This window comes from Pantoea sp. At-9b (assembly GCF_000175935.2).
In the GTDB taxonomy this organism is placed as follows: Bacteria; Pseudomonadota; Gammaproteobacteria; order Enterobacterales; family Enterobacteriaceae; genus Pantoea.
Genome location: NC_014837.1, coordinates 4,254,282 through 4,271,419 on the forward strand (window position 1 = coordinate 4,254,282; position 17,138 = coordinate 4,271,419).

Here is a 17,138-nt window from a genome sequence, read left to right on the forward strand (position 1 = left end):
CCTTATGCGTTACGGTTCAGCCATACCATATATTCCGCCACCCCTTGGGCCACGGTTTTGAACGGCTTGTCGTAACCCGCCGCACGAAGCTTAGTCAGATCGGCCTGGGTGAATGCCTGGTAGCGACCTTTCAGCTTGTCCGGGAACGGAATGTACTCAATCTCGCCTTGCTGATGGAATTTCAGCACCGCATCCGCCACTTCCTGGAAAGACTCGGCACGGCCGGTGCCGCAGTTATAAATGCCGGAGATCCCGTTTTCCCAGCACCACAGGTTCACCGCAGCGACGTCATCAACGTGGATGAAGTCACGACGGAAATCATCACTGCCTTCAAACAGCTTCGGGTTTTCGCCGTTGCTGATTTGTGTATTGAGGTGGAACGCCACGCTCGCCATGCTGCCTTTATGGCCTTCACGCGGGCCGTAGACATTGAAGTAACGGAAACCGCACACTGGCGAATCCGCTTCCGGCAGAATCTGGCGCACGTAGTGGTCAAACAACATTTTCGAGTAGCCATAAACGTTGAGCGGCTGCTCATACTGGCGTTCTTCGATAAAGTTTTCGTTGCGACCGCCATAGGTTGCGGCAGAAGAGGCGTACAGGAACGGGATTTCACGTTCGAGACAGAAGTGCAGCAGATCTTTGGAATACTGATAGTTGTTATCCATCATGTATTTGCCGTCCCACTCGGTGGTGGCCGAACAGGCACCTTCGTGGAACACCGCTTCGATCGGCCCCAAATCTTCGCCGGACATGATGTAGGTGAGGAATTCCTCTTTATCCATGTAATCAGAGATGTCCAGATCCGCCAGGTTCACGAATTTGGTGCCATCCTTCAGGTTATCCACCACCAGAATGTCAGTATGACCGCGATCGTTCAACGCCTTGACGATGTTGCTGCCAATCATGCCAGCGCCACCCGTTACGATAATCATGTGCTTTGCCTTTAAACAGTTGGGGTGAAACAGGAGGTTTCACGCACGAATACCTAACATCATAACATTTCAGCCCGCAGCAGGCAGCCAGATGACTCCGGAAGCCGGTCATATTTCGCATTCACAGCGTGAACTATGCTGCAAAATGGAGATTTCATCGGCTGAAATGTCGTTAATACGCTTTTCGATCAGTAATATGTGCCAAAATTTTGCTATCTGAGGAGCAGAATCATGTCCAGTCAGTTTTATTCGCAAATCCTTCAACAACTTGAGACAACGCGCCAGGACGGATTGTTCAAACAGGAACGGACTATCACCTCGCCGCAACAGGCAGAAATCAACGTTGCCAACGGACAGCCGGTCATCAATTTTTGCGCCAACAACTACCTGGGTCTGGCAAACCATCCGGCACTGATTCAGGCAGCCAAAGAAGGCATGGATACGCACGGCTTTGGCATGGCTTCGGTGCGTTTTATCTGCGGTACGCAGGACATCCACCAACAGTTGGAACGCAAACTGGCGGACTTTCTGGGTATGGAGGACGCGATCCTCTTCTCCTCCTGTTTTGATGCCAACGGTGGCCTGTTTGAAACCTTGCTTGGCGCGGAAGATGCCATCATCTCTGATGCGCTCAACCACGCCTCCATCATTGATGGCATTCGCCTGTGCAAAGCACAGCGCTATCGTTATGCCAACAACGATATGAACGAACTGCGCGCTCGCCTGGAGGACGCCCGTGATAACGGTGCGCGTCATATTCTGATCGCCACCGATGGGGTGTTCTCGATGGATGGCGTGATTGCCAATCTGCAAGGCATTTGCGACCTGGCGGATGAATTTGATGCCCTGGTGATGGTGGATGATTCACATGCCGTCGGCTTTGTCGGTGCCAGCGGTCGCGGTACCCATGAATATTGCCAGGTGATGGATCGCATCGATATTTTGACCGGCACGCTGGGTAAAGCACTCGGTGGTGCGTCCGGTGGTTATGTCGCCGCGAAAAAAGAGGTCGTGGAGTGGCTGCGTCAGCGGTCACGCCCTTATCTGTTCTCCAACTCACTGGCCCCGGCAATTGTCGCCGCGTCACTACGGGTGCTGGAACTCCTCAGTGAAGGCGATGGACTGCGCCAGCGTCTGTGGGAAAACGCACGCTATTTCCGGGAAAAAATGACCGCAGCCGGGTTTAGCCTGGCTGGCGCGGATCACGCCATCATCCCGGTCATGCTGGGAGAGGCAAAAGTGGCGCAGGAATTTGCCCATCGGCTGCAACGCGAGGGAATTTACGTTACCGGCTTCTTTTATCCGGTGGTGCCAAAGGGTCAGGCACGCATCCGTACCCAAATATCGGCGGGTCATACCCAGGCGCAGCTGGAACATGCGGTGGCAGCGTTTACCCGTATTGGTCAGCAATTGGGCGTGATCGTCTGAGGAACCGGCAATGAAAGCACTCGCGAAATTAAAAGCACAAGAAGGCATCTGGATGGTCACCGATGCGCCGATTCCGGAACCGGGCCATAACGATCTGTTAATAAAAATCCGTAAAACCGCCATCTGCGGCACCGACGTTCATATCTACAACTGGGATGATTGGTCACGTAAAACCATCCCGGTGCCGATGATTACCGGTCATGAATATGTCGGTGAAGTGGTGGCTATCGGCCAGGAAGTGAAAGGCTTCTCGATTGGCGACCGCGTCTCCGGTGAAGGACATATCACCTGCGGCCACTGCCGTAATTGCCGGGCCGGGCGTACTCACCTGTGCCGCAATGCCATCGGTGTTGGGGTCAATCGCCAGGGGTGTTTCGCCGAGTATCTGGTGATTCCGGCGTTTAACGCCTTCAAAATCCCGGACAATATCTCTGATGAACTGGCGGCCATTTTTGATCCCTTCGGCAATGCCGTGCATACCGCGTTGTCGTTCGATCTGGTGGGTGAGGATGTGTTGATTTCCGGCGCAGGCCCGATCGGCATCATGGCTGCCGCCGTTTGCAAACATGTCGGCGCGCGTAATGTGGTGATCACCGACATCAATGAATATCGTCTGGATCTGGCGCGCAAAATGGGCGTCACACGTGCCGTGAACGTCGCACAGGAAAACCTGCGCGAGGTGATGACCGCACTCGGTATGACCGAAGGCTTTGATATCGGGCTGGAGATGTCCGGCGCGCCCCCCGCGTTTCGCAGCATGCTGGAAGTGATGAACCACGGTGGACGTATCGCGCTGCTGGGCATTCCGCCGGGTGAGATGGCAATCGACTGGAATCTGGTCATCTTCAAAGGGCTGTTTATTAAAGGTATTTATGGCCGCGAGATGTTTGAAACCTGGTACAAAATGGCGGCATTGATTCAATCCGGCCTCGATCTTACGCCGGTCATCACCCACCGTTTCTCTATTGATGACTTCCAGCAAGGCTTTGACGAGATGCGTTCCGGCCATTCTGGCAAAGTGATACTGAGCTGGGATTAATTATTACCAGCGATAGCGCCCTGACGGCCTAAACGGTATAAAGGGCGCTTAACTTAGCAATTCAGTATGGATGTGACATGCGCATTTTAATGATTATTGATGGTTTACCGGGTGGTGGTGCAGAGAAAGTGGTGCTCACCCTGAGCGAATCGATTCATAAAATGGGGCATCACGTCACGCTCTACTCGCTGGATGAAACCTGTGCTTATGCGCTGCCGGCAGGGGTGGAGTATCGGGTGATCACCCAGCACAGCCGTGCCCCCTGGCGGAAGCTGACGGAACTGTCACGCCGGGCGAAAAAGCTGGATGAGGTGTTGCGCCAGGATGAAGCGCAAAACGGCAAATATGACCTGGTGATCTCCAATCTGCACAAAACCGACCGTATCGTGGCGCGCAGCCAGGCGATTGATACCTCGCGTTTGTGGTTCTGCATCCATGGCGTGCTCTCCTCAACCTATCTCGGGCATCGTAAAGGTCTGAATTACTGGTTTAAAAAGCAAAAGATGGCGCGTATCTATCATGATCGCAACATCACCGCGGTTTCTCAGGCGGTGCTGGACGATATGATTGAGGTGATGGGGGTACGTACCGCCAAAACGGCGGTGATCAATAACCCGTTTGATTTACAGGCATTGCGTCAGCGCGCTGATGAACCCTGCGATCTGGCAGGCAGTGACTATCTGATTAACGTGGCGCGTATCCACCCGCAAAAACGCCAGGATCGTCTGCTGGAGGCTTTTGCCCAGTCGGGCCTGGCGGCGCGCGCCAAACTGGTGCTGCTCGGTACCGGTACGGAAGAACGTATTGCTGCGGCAAAACAGCTGGCGCAGCAACTGAACATCGCCGATCGCGTGCTGTTTCTCGGCTTTCAGTCAAATCCCTTCCCTTATATCAAACACGCTCGCCTGATGGTGATGAGTTCCGACAGTGAAGGATTTGGCAATGTGATTGTCGAATCGCTGATTTGCGGCACGCCGGTGATCAGCACGCGCTGCCCGGGTGGCCCGGAAGAGATTCTGGTGAAAGCGGGTATGTCAGACATGCTGACCGCGATTGATGCACAGGCTCTGGCAGACAAAATGGTAGCGGTGTACGACCATCTGCCTGCCATTAACGAAGAGGCGCTCAGCCAATACGATGTGACGGCGATCAGCCGCCAGTACGTGGATTTGACTGCGCGTTAACGCTGAGACAAACGCTGCCAGGCGTCCCAGACCGTTTCCGGTGAGATGTCACTGCACTCCCCTGAAGCGGTCTGCATAATTTCGTACTCACCGCTCCACGGATGCCAGATCTGCGCGTTAGTATCCCCAAAGAACACCACCTGCTTTTTATGCAATCCGGCCGCGATATGCATTTGTCCGCCATCGCTACATAAAATCTGCTCACAGCGATCAAACCCGGCGATCAATTCACGAATGGATGCGGTGGCATAGCGTGCCAGTCGTGGTGAATCGACCAGGTGCATTAATTCCTCAGCTCGCGCCGCATCCCCCTGGTCATTGGGATCCAGTGCGCCTTGTGGTGACCAGAACAGCAGCACGCGCGCCTGCTCATCCTTTAACAACTGGCGAATAAACACCGCGTAAGCGCCCACCGGCCAGCGTCGTTTCGGGCTGCGGCTGCTGATGTGCACCCCGTAGATCACGCCCGGCGTGGGGAACAATTGCGCCACCCGCTCGCTCGCCTGCGCGCGCTCCGCAGCGGAAAGATACAGATTCACCGGTGGCACGGTGGGTGCATTCTCGGTCAGCGCGGAAAGGTAAGAATAGGTGTGTTCCACCTGATGAGTACCCTGAAAGTCCTCTTTCAGGAACGGATGATCCAGTACCGCATCCGTTTGGGCAGCACCAATAATGTTGTGCGCTCCCGCCATTTTGGCCAGCCGCAGGCTGTATTTGCAGGGCACCGGATTTGCCAGAATGGTCGCGTCAAAACGGGTTTTACGCAGGGCGAGCATGATCTTCACGCGCTGCCAGTAAACACCAAGTGTTGTCTCGTTTTTGCCACGATGCTTGGCCTTTTTATACACAAAGAGCCGATCAACGTTAGGATTGTTGTCTACCACATCCTCGGCGATCTTATTCACCAGCAAAGTCAGTTTAGCCTCGGGGAAGGCTTGCTTCAGCCCCTCCAGCAATGGCGTGGTACACACCATATCGCCAATGTTGTCACGCCTGATAACTAAAATATTCTTCATGTTGGTGCCCAGAGTTACTCACTGATGTCAGGATTTTTGGTGCTGAAATTATCGATTAATGCTGAAAATCATCGAAACCAATCAATTTTGACCATTAATGTGCAAAAAGTTCTGAATTGCCTGGCAATAATTAATGTCAGGATTTCGTTAAAAATTCATTAAAACAATACAGAACAATGTCGTTAAACAACCCTATCCTTTCCGTCATCACCCCGATGTATAACGCCGGAGCGATGCTGGAAACATTCATGGAATCGCTACTGGCACAGACCCTGACCAATCTGGAGATCATCATTGTTAATGATGGTTCTACCGATGGTTCCGGAGAGCGCGCAGATATGTACGCGTACCGGCATGCACATGTCAGAGTGATTCACCAACCGAACGGTGGCGTGTCACGGGCGCGCAACGCTGGTCTGGCGGCTGCGCGCGGCAAATATGTCACCTTTCCCGATGCCGATGACACCGTCAATCCGGCCATGTATCAAACGCTGGTAGAGATGGCTGAAAGCGATAATCTCGATGCCGCCCAGTGCAATGCCGAATGGTTCTTTCAATCAAGCCAGCGTATTAAGCCATTAATCCCCCACGATCGATTAACCTCCACCGGGGTATTGAGTGGCCCGGAATGGTTAAATCAGGCACTACAAACCCATCGTTATATGCACGTGGTTTGGTTAGGTATCTATCGTCGTGAATTAATCGAACAACGTCAGCTGCGCTTTGAACCCGGTCTGCATCATCAGGATATTCCCTGGACCACCGAATTTATGCTCAACGCCCTGCGTGTACGCTATACCGACCAGATACTGTATCGTTATTACATGCATGATACCTCCATCAGCAATCGCAAGCGTACCGGTGAAAGAAATGTGAAGTATCAACGCCATTACCTGAAAATCGCCCAAATGCTGGAGGAGATCAATGCCCGCTACCGGCATAAGGTGACAATCTACCCCGCGTTTCATTACCAAATTACGCACGAAGCGTTGAGCGTCTGTCATAGTATCCGCCGTGAGCCGGATGCAGAGGCGCGCCAGGCGATCATTAATGACCTTTTCGCCACCCAAACGCACAAACGCATGCTGCGCAATGCACGTGGCATACAGCAATGGTATCAGCTGCTGTTGTGGCTAAGCCGTCTTTATCGCTGGCGCGCGAAATAAGCGCCGCGCCTGGCTTTCACCCCTGGAGGGTTTGCCCTACAATCAGCTCACTGAATTTTGAGATCATTTAGTATGGCAAGCCTGATTCCAGACCACTTTGCACCCCAAAATATTCTGCTGATAAAGCTGCGCCATCATGGTGATATGCTGCTGACCACGCCGGTTATTAATGCACTTCGCCAACGTTACCCCCAGGCCAATATCGACGTCCTGCTCTATCAAGAAACGCGTCCGATGCTGGAATCACACCCCGATATTCGCCAGTTGCACATCATCGACCGTAACTGGAAAAAGGAGGGCGGCTGGCAGAAATTTCGCCATGAAATGGCGCTGATTTCCGCCGTGCGGGCGTGTCATTACGATCTGGTGATCAATCTGGCCGATCAGTGGCGTAGCGCCATCATCACCAAACTGTCCGCTGCCCCGGTTCGTATCGGCTTCGCCTTTCCCAAACGTGATAGCGCCATCTGGCGCTGGTGCCATAACCAACTGGTCAGCACCGATGATCACGGCAAGCTGCATACCGTCGAACAAAATATGACGGCGCTGGCTCCTCTCGGCATCAGTGCCGCCGGCGCTAAAGCCTCGATGCATTTCAGCGCAGCCGACCAACAAAAAGTGCAGGATGTACTGGCCCAACAGCAGGTCAACACCCCGTATGTGGTGGTACAACCCACCTCACGCTGGGAATTCAAATGCTGGGATGATGAAAAAGTCGCGCAGTTGATCGACGCACTGGCGGCCGATGGCCGAACCGTGGTGCTGACGGCGGCACCGGATAAAAAAGAGTTATCGATGATTGAACGTATTCAATCACTGAGCCAGAGCGATAATGTCGTGTCACTCGCCGGTCAGTTCTCTTTGCCACAGCTGGCGGCGCTGATTGCTGGCGCTCAACTTTTTATTGGTGTCGATTCCGCGCCGATGCATATGGCTGCCGCACTGGATACGCCCTGCCTGGCATTGTTTGGTCCCACCAAACTACAGTTCTGGCGTCCGTGGGGAGATAACAACCGCGTCATTTGGGCGGGTGATTATGGTCCCCTGCCCGATCCGGATTCCATCGATACCAAAACCAACCAGCGCTATTTATCGACCATTCCGGTTGCGGATGTGCTCGCCGCTGCAAGGAGTTTTTTGCATGACTAAGCTACGCCTGGCAATTGTCCGGCAGAAATATCGCCCGGACGGCGGGGCCGAACGCTTTATTTCGCGCGCACTGGAAGCCCTGGACAGTGAGCAACTGGACCTGAATATCATTACCCGCAGCTGGCAAGGCACGCCAAATCCGGCCTGGCATCTGCATATTTGCAACCCGGCTAAGTTTGGTCGCGTCTCGCGTGAACGCGGTTTTGCCGTGGCGGCCCGCGCCTGTTGGGAGCGGGAAAAGTTTGATATTGTGCAAAGCCATGAGCGGATCGCTGGTTGCGATATTTTTCGCGCGGGTGATGGCGTGCACCGTGTCTGGCTGGAGCAGCGCGCGCGCATTGTCTCAACATGGCAGCGACTGAGCGCGACGCTGAGCCCCTACCATCGCTATGTATTGCAAGCCGAACGCGAAATGTTCAATGCCCCGTCGCTGAAAGCCGTAATCTGTAATTCTGAGATGGTAAAGCAGGATATTTTGCGTTGTTTCTCGCTGGATGCCAGCAAGATCCATGTGATTCACAACGCCATTGATAGCCAGCGCTTCCAACCGGCCACCGAAGCCCAACGTTTCTCCTCACGCCAGCAGCTCAGGCTGCCGCAGGATGCCACGGTGATGATTTACGTCGGCTCCGGCTTTGAGCGCAAAGGATTGAAAGCCGCCATTGAAGCGGTGGCGCGCAGCGATCGCTTCCTGGTTGTCGTCGGACAGGATAAGCAGTTGTCACGTTATCAGCAGTGGGCTAATCAGCTAAATTGTCTGGATCGCCTGCGATTTGTCGGCGTGCAGCAGGATGTACAACCTTTCTATCATGCTGCTGATGCCTTGTTGCTACCGACACTCTATGATCCTTTTCCGAATGTGGTGCTGGAAGCGATGGCCTGTGGCCTCGCGGTGATTACCAGTACGGGATGTGGTGGCGCGGAATTTATTCAGGCTGGTCAGGAAGGCTTCGTGTGTGATGCCTTGGATATCAAGGCATTAAATGACGCGGTACGGGCAATTCCGTCACTTTCACAAAACTCCGCGCTGGGTGAAGCCGCACGCCGCAGAATTGAACCTTTTGGTCCGCAACGACTGGCGCAGGCGCTTACCTCGCTTTACCAGCAAGTGCTGAAGCCTGTTTGATGAAGTGGTATGAGCAGGCGTCAGGTTTCTGATAACATGCCGCCATCTTGATTACTTATGCTTTTTGACGCGAACCTGTCGTAACGATAACTATGACGATTCTATACACAGCCCTGCTCTACCTGATTCAGCCTCTTATCTGGCTGCGCCTGTGGCTGCGCGGTCGAAAAGCCCCGGCCTATCGCAAGCGCTGGGCGGAACGCTATGGCTATTGCAGTGGCAAAGTGGAGCCGAACGGCATTGTGCTGCATTCCGTTTCGGTAGGGGAAACGCTCGCCGCAGTGCCGCTGGTCCGCGCATTACGCCATCGCTACCCGACGCTGCCGATCACCGTGACCACCATGACCCCCACAGGCTCAGAACGCGCGCAATCGGCGTTTGGCAAAGATGTACATCACGTTTATCTGCCTTATGATCTGCCCGGTGCGATTAATCGTTTCCTTGATACCGTCAACCCGAAGCTGGTGATCATCATGGAAACCGAGCTGTGGCCTAACATCATCCGCATTCTGCATCAGCGCCAGATTCCGCTGGTGATTGCCAATGCGCGCCTCTCAGAACGTTCCGCCAAAGGCTACAAAAAGCTGGGCGGCTTTATGCGCGACCTGCTGCAACGCATCACATTGATCGCGGCGCAGAATCAGGAAGATGGCGACCGTTTTCTCAGCCTTGGATTAAAGCGTTCACATCTGGCGGTCACCGGGAGCCTGAAGTTTGATATCTCCGTTACGCCTGAGCTGGCAGCAAAAGCCGTCACGTTGCGCCGCCAGTGGGCACCGCGCCGTCCGGTGTGGATTGCCACCAGCACCCACGAGGGTGAAGAAACCATTGTGCTGGATGCGCATCGTCGCCTGTTGGCGCAATTTCCTGATCTGCTGCTGATTCTGGTGCCGCGTCATCCGGAGCGTTTCAAAGATGCCTGTGAATTGACGCAGAAGCGTGGTTTCAGTTTCACGCTGCGCAGCAGTGGTGAGATCCCGTCCAGTGCCACCCAGGTGGTGATTGGCGATACTATGGGCGAACTGATGTTGCTGTACGGCATTGCCGATCTGGCGTTTGTCGGCGGCAGCCTGGTGGAACGTGGCGGTCATAATCCGCTCGAACCCGCTGCCCATGCGATTCCAGTTCTGATGGGACCTCACATCTGGAACTTCAAAGATATCTGCGCCAGGCTGCAACAGGCAGAGGGGCTGATTACCGTCACCGATGTGGTGTCACTGGAGAAAGAAGTCGCTAACCTGCTGCAGGACGATGACTATCGTCGCTACTATGGTCGCCACGCGGTTGACGTGCTGCATCAGAACCAGGGCGCCTTACAGCGTCTGCTACATTTACTCGAACCCCATTTACCACCGCGAGCACACTAATGTCGCAACGCCAACGCCTCTCCGTGGTGATGATCGCCAAAAACGAAGCTGAACTGCTGCCGGAGGCGCTGGCTTCCGTCAGTTGGGCGGATGAGATTGTGGTGCTGGACTCCGGTAGCCATGATGCAACCATTGAGGTTGCCCGCCAGCATGGTGCGCAGGTTTATCAGGCTGAAGCCTGGGCCGGCTTCGGCAAACAGCGTCAGCGTGCACAGGCTTACGCCGGTGGCGATATGATTCTGATGATCGATGCGGATGAGCGCGTCACGCCACCGCTACGCCACGCCATCGAACAGGTATTGGCGCAGCCTCCTGCCACTACCGTTTACAGCCTGGGCCGCAGCAACCTGTTTCTTGGCCGTTTTATGCGGCATAGCGGCTGGTATCCGGATCGTGTGATGCGCCTGTATCCACGCCATCTGAACTACAACGACAATCTGGTGCATGAATCACTGGACACCCAGGGCGCTCCCGTCGTCAGACTGGAGGGTGATTTGCAGCATCTGACCTGTCGCGATTTGGTTGCCTTCCAGCGCAAGCAACTGAATTATGCCGAAGCCTGGGCGCAGGAGCGCTTTCAGCGCGGCAAACGTTGTGGCATTTTTTCCATCTTCAGTCATACGCTGGGCGCGTTTCTGAAAACCTTGCTGCTGCGTGCCGGTTTTCTCGATGGGAAACAAGGCTGGATTCTGGCTGTCGTCAACGCACAGTACACCTTCAATAAATATTCGGCGCTGTGGGCGCTGCATCACACCTCAACACAAGGCCGCGTATGAGTACCAAAGCGATTTATCCCGGCACCTTTGATCCCATCACCCTCGGTCATCTGGATATCGTCACGCGGGCGGCGAGGATGTTTGACCACATTGTGTTGGCGATTGCTGCCAGTCCGAGCAAAAAGCCGCTGTTCAGCCTGGATGAACGGGTTGATTTGGCGCGTCAGGTCACCGCGCATTTGGGGAATGTCGAGGTGATCGGCTTCAGTGACTTGATGGCGAATTTCGCCCAAGCCCAGCAGGCCAACGTGTTGGTACGCGGCCTGCGTGCCGTATCGGATTTCGAATATGAGCTACAACTGGCGCATATGAATCGTCATCTGCTGCCTGACCTCGAAAGCGTGTTTCTGATGCCATCCGAAGGCTTCTCATTTGTTTCATCTTCGCTGGTCAAAGAAGTGGCGCGTCACCAGGGCGACGTGCAGGCATTCCTGCCTGCCGTGGTCCATCAGGCGCTGCTGAGCAAGCTGGCGCAGCCTTAATGCTGGCAGCGTGGGCACCAGAAGGTGCTGCGTTGCCCATGCTTGCCACTGACAATCGGCGTGCCACAGGCACGACACGGCTCACCGGCCCGACCGTATACCTGTAATTCCTGCGCAAAGTAGCCTGGCTTGCCGTCGGTTTGTAGAAAATCACGCAACGTGGTGCCCCCCTGCTCAATCGACCTCAGCAGTACGGCCTTGATGGTATTGGCCAACAGCGTCGCTTCAGCCTGGCTCAGGCTCATGGCTGGACGATCGGGGATGATCCCGGCGGTAAACAGCGATTCGCTGGCGTAAATGTTACCCACGCCAACCACGACCTTGTTATCCATCAGCCATTGTTTGATCACCGTGCGTTTGCCGCGTGATTTTTCAAACAGATAATTACCATCAAAATCGTCGCTCAGCGGTTCCGGACCCAGATGCGCCAGCACGCTACTGCCTGCCAAATCGTTGGTCCACAGCCAGGCACCAAATCGGCGTGGATCGGTGTAACGCAACACTTTGCCGTTACTCATCACCAAATCAACATGGTCATGCTTGGCCGGTGGCAGCTCGCCAGGGAGCATCCGCAGGCTGCCGGACATGCCGAGATGAATGATAATCCAGCCACCTGGCAGCTCCAGCAGCAGATATTTCGCGCGACGCTGTACGCTCAATACCGGTTGATCGCTTAACGCGTGGATTTCACTGGAAACTGGCCAGCGCAGCCGGGAATTGCGCACCACGGCGTGCAGAATGGTTTCGCCCACCATGTGGGGCTCGATACCGCGTCGGCTGGTTTCTACCTCTGGTAATTCAGGCATCTCATCTCCTCAACGAACCGCAGAAACAAAAAACCCGGCCGAAGCCGGGTTTTTCGCAGAACACCAAAATTACTTAATTTTGGCTTCTTTGTAGATCACGTGCTGACGTACAACCGGATCGAACTTTTTCAGTTCCAGTTTCTCAGGTTTAGTACGTTTGTTCTTCGTGGTGGTATAGAAGTGACCTGTACCAGCAGAGGAAACCAGCTTGATCTTCTCACGAATACCTTTAGCCATGATTCAGTTCCTTAGTACTTCTCACCACGGGCGCGGATTTCGGCCAGAACCGTATCGATGCCCTTCTTATCAATAACACGCATACCTTTAGCAGATACACGCAGAGTAACGAAGCGCTTCTCGCTCTCAACCCAGAAACGGTGTGAGTGCAGGTTCGGCAGGAAACGGCGTTTCGTCGCGTTCAATGCGTGGGAACGGTTGTTACCGGTCACCGGACGCTTTCCAGTTACCTGGCAGACTCGTGACATGTCTATTCTCCAAAAATCAAATCAGCTCGAGCTTTAAAAACTAGGTTTTGGCCGCCTCGTCAGGCCTTAGCCCGCCCAGGCGAGTTCCATGTGAACCCGCTAAGCTGGCCCAAACGCCAAACCCGAGATTCTCAAAGGTGGCGTAGTATACGCCGGTCAGCGCTGGTGCTCAAGTCCCGAACAAATAAAGATCCCTATGGATCGCGCAAAAACACATCATTTCCGCCGGTTTGGCCGTCAGAATTACAGCCATCCCCGTTCGGCAAAGGAGGTAAACTCGCCATGACCGATCACCAAATGATCGAGCAACCGAATATTCATCAACGAACACGCCTTGCTGATTTTATCCGTAATCTCGCGGTCGGCACGGCTGGGTTCGGCGACACCGGACGGGTGATTGTGCGCCAGAATCACCGCCGCCGCATTGAGTTTCAATGCTTCACGCACGATTTCGCGTGGATGCACTTCCACACTGTTGATCGAGCCGGAAAACATTTTCTGCGCCTGTAACACGTGGTGCTGATTATCCAGAAACAGCGCCATAAAAATTTCCCGCTCCTGATGCGCCAGGACGCTTTGCAGATAGTGACGCGTCACCTGCGGGTTTTCCATCACGTTTTCACGCGCCAGTTGGCTGGCAAAAAAACGTCGTCCAAGCTCAGCCACTGCCTGAATTTGCGTCATTTTCGCCACACCCACGCCTTTGATGCTCACCAGTTCCTCTTTGCTGGAGCTCATGATGCGATACAGCGAGCCAAATTCATTGAGCATCTGTCGCGCCAGCACCATCACGCTGACGCCACAAGAACCGGTGCGCAAAAAAATCGCCAGCAGTTCCTCATCATTCAGTGCTTCAGCGCCCTTCAACGCCAGTTTCTCGCGTGGTGCCAGTTCCATCATTGCGTCCTCTTCCCTGTGTTGCGGCTATCCTGAGCAACCAACGCGATGAAATCCAGCCCGTTAATGAGGTTTTCAGAGCCGCCTCGCAAAGGCCGCAGCCAGTGAAAAGGGCACCGGGGGATTTTGTGGTAAAGTTGCCATATCTGCCGTGCCTGGCACGGCACACTGCGTTGAACCGAGGCGATGAAGATGACGGGATTAGCCGGAAAAAAAATTCTGCTGGGTGTCAGTGGCGGCATTGCCGCCTATAAAGCACCGGAACTGGTACGGCGTTTGCGCGATCGCGGTGCCGATGTGCGTGTGATGATGACCGACGCGGCCAAAGCGTTTATTACGCCACTCAGCCTGCAAGCCGTATCGGGTTATCCGGTATTTGACGATCTGCTCGACCCGGCAGCCGAAGCGGCGATGGGCCATATCGAGCTGGCGAAATGGGCTGATCTGATTTTGCTGGCACCCGCTACCGCAGACCTGATTGCCCGTGTTACCGCCGGAATGGCAAACGATCTGGTGACCACCACCTGTCTGGCAACCGCAGCCCCCATTGCCATCGTGCCGGCCATGAACCAGCAAATGTATCGCGCTGCCATTACGCAGGAGAACCTGCAACGTCTGCATGCGCGTGGTGTGCTGATTTGGGGGCCAGACAGTGGCAGCCAGGCCTGTGGCGATATCGGACCGGGTCGAATGCTCGATCCACTGGCGATTGTGGCTTATGCGCTGGAATGGGCCTCCCCCGTCAACGATCTGCAACATCTCAACATTATGATCACCGCCGGTCCGACCCGTGAGGCTCTCGACCCGGTACGTTACATCACCAATCACAGCTCCGGCAAAATGGGGTTTGCGATTGCCGCTGCGGCGGCGAAACGGGGTGCGAAAGTGACGCTGGTTGCCGGTCCGGTAACGCTGCCGACACCGGCATGGGTGCAGCGCGTGGATGTCACGACCGCTCAGGAGATGGAAGCGGCGGTGATGGCGCAAATCAGCCAACAACATATTTTCATTGCCAGCGCAGCCGTGGCAGACTACCGGGCGGCAAATATTGCCGCAGAGAAAATCAAAAAACAGGGTGGCGATGATAACGTCACGCTGCAACTGGTGAAGAATCCCGACATTGTGGCGGGGGTAGCGGCACTCAAAGAGGGTCGTCCCTATGTCGTCGGGTTTGCCGCCGAAACCCGGAATGTGGAAGAATACGCGCGGCAAAAACGGGTCCGTAAAAATCTCGACCTGATTTGCGCCAATGATGTGGCAAAAGCGGGCCAGGGGTTCAATAGCGACACCAATGCTCTTCACCTTTTTTGGCAGGAAGGAGAGAAAGTCTTACCGCTCAGTGATAAGACGCTCCTTGGCCAACAATTATTAGACGAGATTGTCAGCCGTTATGATGAAAAAAATCGACGTTAAGATTCTTGATGCGCGCGTAGGAACTGAGTTCCCGCTGCCAACTTATGCAACCTCGGGTTCAGCCGGACTGGATTTACGTGCCTGTCTGGATGAAGCACTGGAAATCACGCCGGGCAGCACCGTGCTGGTGCCCACTGGCCTGGCAATTCATATTGGCGATCCCAGCCTCGCGGCGGTTATTCTGCCGCGCTCCGGTCTCGGTCATAAGCACGGCATCGTACTGGGCAACCTGGTCGGTCTGATCGACTCAGATTATCAGGGTCAGCTGATGGTTTCGGTATGGAATCGCGGGCAGGATAGCTTCACGCTGAACCCAGGTGACCGTCTGGCACAGCTGGTGTTTGTACCGGTGGTGCAGGCTGAGTTTAATCTGGTGGAAGATTTTGACGCCAGCGTGCGCGGCGCGGGCGGCTTCGGTCACTCTGGCCGTCAGTAACACGCGCTTTTCACTTACGCCCTGCCCTTGCTTCTTTTCGGCTCTGTGCGCATTGCATACAGGGCAGACGCGTGAGTGTTGCCTGTTTATGGTGAATTTCAGGGGTCTTGAAGGTCATGGCAGAAAAAAAGGTCGCGAAGCGGAATCGTCGCGAAGAAATTTTGCAGGCACTGGCGCAGATGCTGGAGTCGAGCGATGGCAGCCAGCGCATCACTACCGCGAAACTGGCGGCCACCGTGGGTGTTTCTGAAGCGGCGCTCTATCGACACTTTCCCAGCAAAACACGCATGTTTGACAGCCTGATCGAGTTTATTGAAGACAGCCTGATTACGCGCATCAATCTGATCCTGAAAGATGAAAAAGAGACGGTGGCGCGCCTGCGTCTTATCGTGCAGTTGCTGCTGGGATTTGGTGAGCGTAATCCGGGGCTGACGCGTATTCTGACCGGCCACGCACTGATGTTTGAGCAGGATCGCCTGCAAGGACGCATCAATCAGCTGTTTGAGCGCATTGAAGTGCAGCTACGCCAGGTGATGAAAGAGAAGAAGATGCGTGATGGCGAGGGCTTCCAGACCGATGAAACCCTGCTCGCCAGCCAGCTGTTGGCGTTCTGCGAAGGATTGCTGTCGCGCTACGTTCGTTCTGAATTCCGCTACCGTCCCACTGCGGATTTCGATACCCGCTGGCCATTGTTGGCAGCACAGCTGGTTTAACTGTAGCGGCGCGATAATTCGCGCCGCTACGGATAATTAAATCCCGTACTCTTTACGATACGCGCGCACTTTCGCCAGATGGTCTGCCATCTCCGGCTTCTCTTCCAGGTAATCAATCAATTCAGCCAGGGTAATGATTGCCGTGACTTTGCAGTGGTAGTCACGTTCCACTTCCTGAATCGCCGAAATGTCGCTACGACCACGCTCCTGACGATCAAGAGAAATCAGCACGCCCGCCAGAGTCGCGTTATGGGCATTGATGATGTCCATCGATTCACGAATTGCCGTGCCTGCGGTGATCACATCATCCACCAGCATCACTTTTCCCTGGAGTGGGCTGCCGACCAGCAGACCACCCTCGCCGTGATCTTTGGCCTCCTTGCGGTTGAAGCAGTAAGGCACATCACGGTCATGATGATCGGCCAGCGCCACCGCTGTGGTGGTGGCAATCGGAATGCCCTTGTAAGCCGGGCCAAACAACAGGTCGAAATCAACACCGCCGTCCACCAGGGCCTGCGCGTAAAAACGGCCTAACAACGCCAGATCGCGCCCGGTATTAAACAGACCAGCATTGAAGAAATAAGGGCTTTTGCGCCCGGATTTCAGGGTGAACTCACCAAACTTCAATACCCCTTTGTTCAGGGCGAACTCAATAAACTGACGCTGCCAGGCTTTCATTTCTCACTCCTCAAATAAAGAAAAGGCGACTCTCTGGTCGCC

General features: G+C 54.6%; 19 protein-coding genes. 12 read left to right on the forward strand and 7 right to left on the reverse strand.

Going from position 1 to position 17,138, the window contains the following annotated elements:
- Positions 1–2 precede the first annotated feature (2 nt).
- Positions 3–935, reverse strand: a complete 933-nt coding sequence (rfaD, locus tag PAT9B_RS19670; protein WP_013511019.1) for an ADP-glyceromanno-heptose 6-epimerase — start codon at positions 933–935, stop codon at positions 3–5.
- Positions 936–1,166: 231 nt separating this feature from the next.
- On the opposite strand from rfaD, the gene PAT9B_RS19675 reads away from it, so the two are divergent.
- From PAT9B_RS19675 to PAT9B_RS19685, 3 genes are all read left to right on the forward strand, one after another.
- Positions 1,167–2,363, forward strand: a complete 1,197-nt coding sequence (locus PAT9B_RS19675) for a glycine C-acetyltransferase (protein WP_013511020.1) — start codon at positions 1,167–1,169, stop codon at positions 2,361–2,363.
- A 10-nt stretch (positions 2,364–2,373) separates the two neighbouring features.
- Entirely contained in the window at positions 2,374–3,402 is a 1,029-nt protein-coding gene (gene tdh, locus PAT9B_RS19680; RefSeq protein WP_013511021.1) for an L-threonine 3-dehydrogenase, read from the forward strand.
- 77 nt (positions 3,403–3,479) lie between these two features.
- On the forward strand, positions 3,480–4,586 hold the full coding sequence (locus PAT9B_RS19685) for a glycosyltransferase (RefSeq protein ID WP_013511022.1): 1,107 nt from the start codon (positions 3,480–3,482) through the stop codon (positions 4,584–4,586).
- Here the strand turns inward: PAT9B_RS19685 and PAT9B_RS19690 are convergent.
- The gene (locus tag PAT9B_RS19690; protein WP_013511023.1) at positions 4,583–5,602 is read right to left on the reverse strand and encodes a glycosyltransferase family 9 protein; all 1,020 of its coding nucleotides are present in this window, start codon (positions 5,600–5,602) and stop codon (positions 4,583–4,585) included. The two genes, PAT9B_RS19685 and PAT9B_RS19690, sit on opposite strands and share 4 nt — an antisense overlap.
- Before the next feature lie 176 nt (positions 5,603–5,778).
- Here PAT9B_RS19690 and PAT9B_RS19695 point away from each other — a divergent pair, with 176 nt between their 5' ends.
- The 6 genes from PAT9B_RS19695 to coaD all read left to right on the forward strand — a co-directional run bounded on the left by PAT9B_RS19695 (position 5,779) and on the right by coaD (position 11,668).
- On the forward strand, positions 5,779–6,768 hold the full coding sequence (locus PAT9B_RS19695; protein ID WP_013511024.1) for a glycosyltransferase: 990 nt from the start codon (positions 5,779–5,781) through the stop codon (positions 6,766–6,768).
- A gap of 72 nt (positions 6,769–6,840) precedes the next feature.
- Positions 6,841–7,917, forward strand: a complete 1,077-nt coding sequence (gene rfaQ / locus PAT9B_RS19700; RefSeq protein ID WP_013511025.1) for a putative lipopolysaccharide heptosyltransferase III — start codon at positions 6,841–6,843, stop codon at positions 7,915–7,917.
- The gene (locus PAT9B_RS19705; protein ID WP_013511026.1) at positions 7,910–9,043 is read left to right on the forward strand and encodes a glycosyltransferase family 4 protein; all 1,134 of its coding nucleotides are present in this window, start codon (positions 7,910–7,912) and stop codon (positions 9,041–9,043) included. The genes rfaQ and PAT9B_RS19705 overlap by 8 nt, the downstream gene beginning before the upstream one ends.
- A gap of 92 nt (positions 9,044–9,135) precedes the next feature.
- Complete coding sequence (gene waaA, locus PAT9B_RS19710) at positions 9,136–10,410, forward strand: lipid IV(A) 3-deoxy-D-manno-octulosonic acid transferase (RefSeq protein ID WP_013511027.1); 1,275 nt, start codon at positions 9,136–9,138, stop codon at positions 10,408–10,410.
- On the forward strand, positions 10,410–11,186 hold the full coding sequence (locus PAT9B_RS19715; RefSeq protein ID WP_013511028.1) for a glycosyltransferase family 2 protein: 777 nt from the start codon (positions 10,410–10,412) through the stop codon (positions 11,184–11,186). Before waaA ends, PAT9B_RS19715 begins: the two co-directional genes overlap by 1 nt.
- The gene (gene coaD / locus PAT9B_RS19720; protein ID WP_013511029.1) at positions 11,183–11,668 is read left to right on the forward strand and encodes a pantetheine-phosphate adenylyltransferase; all 486 of its coding nucleotides are present in this window, start codon (positions 11,183–11,185) and stop codon (positions 11,666–11,668) included. The genes PAT9B_RS19715 and coaD overlap by 4 nt, the downstream gene beginning before the upstream one ends.
- Here the strand turns inward: coaD and mutM are convergent.
- From mutM to radC, 4 genes are all read right to left on the reverse strand, one after another.
- Positions 11,665–12,474, reverse strand: coding sequence for a bifunctional DNA-formamidopyrimidine glycosylase/DNA-(apurinic or apyrimidinic site) lyase (gene mutM / locus PAT9B_RS19725; RefSeq protein ID WP_013511030.1), 810 nt, complete (start codon positions 12,472–12,474; stop codon positions 11,665–11,667). The genes coaD and mutM overlap by 4 nt on opposite strands.
- Positions 12,475–12,543: 69 nt before the next feature.
- Positions 12,544–12,711: a 50S ribosomal protein L33 gene (gene rpmG, locus PAT9B_RS19730; protein WP_001051798.1), complete on the reverse strand. Its 168-nt coding sequence runs from the start codon at positions 12,709–12,711 to the stop codon at positions 12,544–12,546.
- 11 nt (positions 12,712–12,722) lie between these two features.
- Positions 12,723–12,959, reverse strand: coding sequence for a 50S ribosomal protein L28 (rpmB, locus tag PAT9B_RS19735; protein WP_013511031.1), 237 nt, complete (start codon positions 12,957–12,959; stop codon positions 12,723–12,725).
- A 243-nt stretch (positions 12,960–13,202) separates the two neighbouring features.
- Positions 13,203–13,859 (reverse strand): DNA repair protein RadC, encoded by a 657-nt coding sequence (gene radC / locus PAT9B_RS19740; protein WP_013511032.1) that lies wholly within the window; start codon positions 13,857–13,859, stop codon positions 13,203–13,205.
- 189 nt (positions 13,860–14,048) lie between these two features.
- On the opposite strand from radC, the gene coaBC reads away from it, so the two are divergent.
- The 3 genes from coaBC (at position 14,049) to slmA (ending at position 16,418) form a co-directional block, all read left to right on the forward strand.
- The gene (coaBC, locus tag PAT9B_RS19745; protein ID WP_013511033.1) at positions 14,049–15,269 is read left to right on the forward strand and encodes a bifunctional phosphopantothenoylcysteine decarboxylase/phosphopantothenate--cysteine ligase CoaBC; all 1,221 of its coding nucleotides are present in this window, start codon (positions 14,049–14,051) and stop codon (positions 15,267–15,269) included.
- Entirely contained in the window at positions 15,247–15,705 is a 459-nt protein-coding gene (gene dut, locus PAT9B_RS19750; RefSeq protein ID WP_013511034.1) for a dUTP diphosphatase, read from the forward strand. The genes coaBC and dut overlap by 23 nt, the downstream gene beginning before the upstream one ends.
- Before the next feature lie 116 nt (positions 15,706–15,821).
- Positions 15,822–16,418, forward strand: a complete 597-nt coding sequence (gene slmA / locus PAT9B_RS19755; RefSeq protein ID WP_013511035.1) for a nucleoid occlusion factor SlmA — start codon at positions 15,822–15,824, stop codon at positions 16,416–16,418.
- A gap of 36 nt (positions 16,419–16,454) precedes the next feature.
- Here slmA and pyrE read toward each other — a convergent pair whose 3' ends face one another.
- Positions 16,455–17,096: an orotate phosphoribosyltransferase gene (gene pyrE, locus PAT9B_RS19760; protein WP_013511036.1), complete on the reverse strand. Its 642-nt coding sequence runs from the start codon at positions 17,094–17,096 to the stop codon at positions 16,455–16,457.
- Positions 17,097–17,138 lie beyond the last annotated feature (42 nt).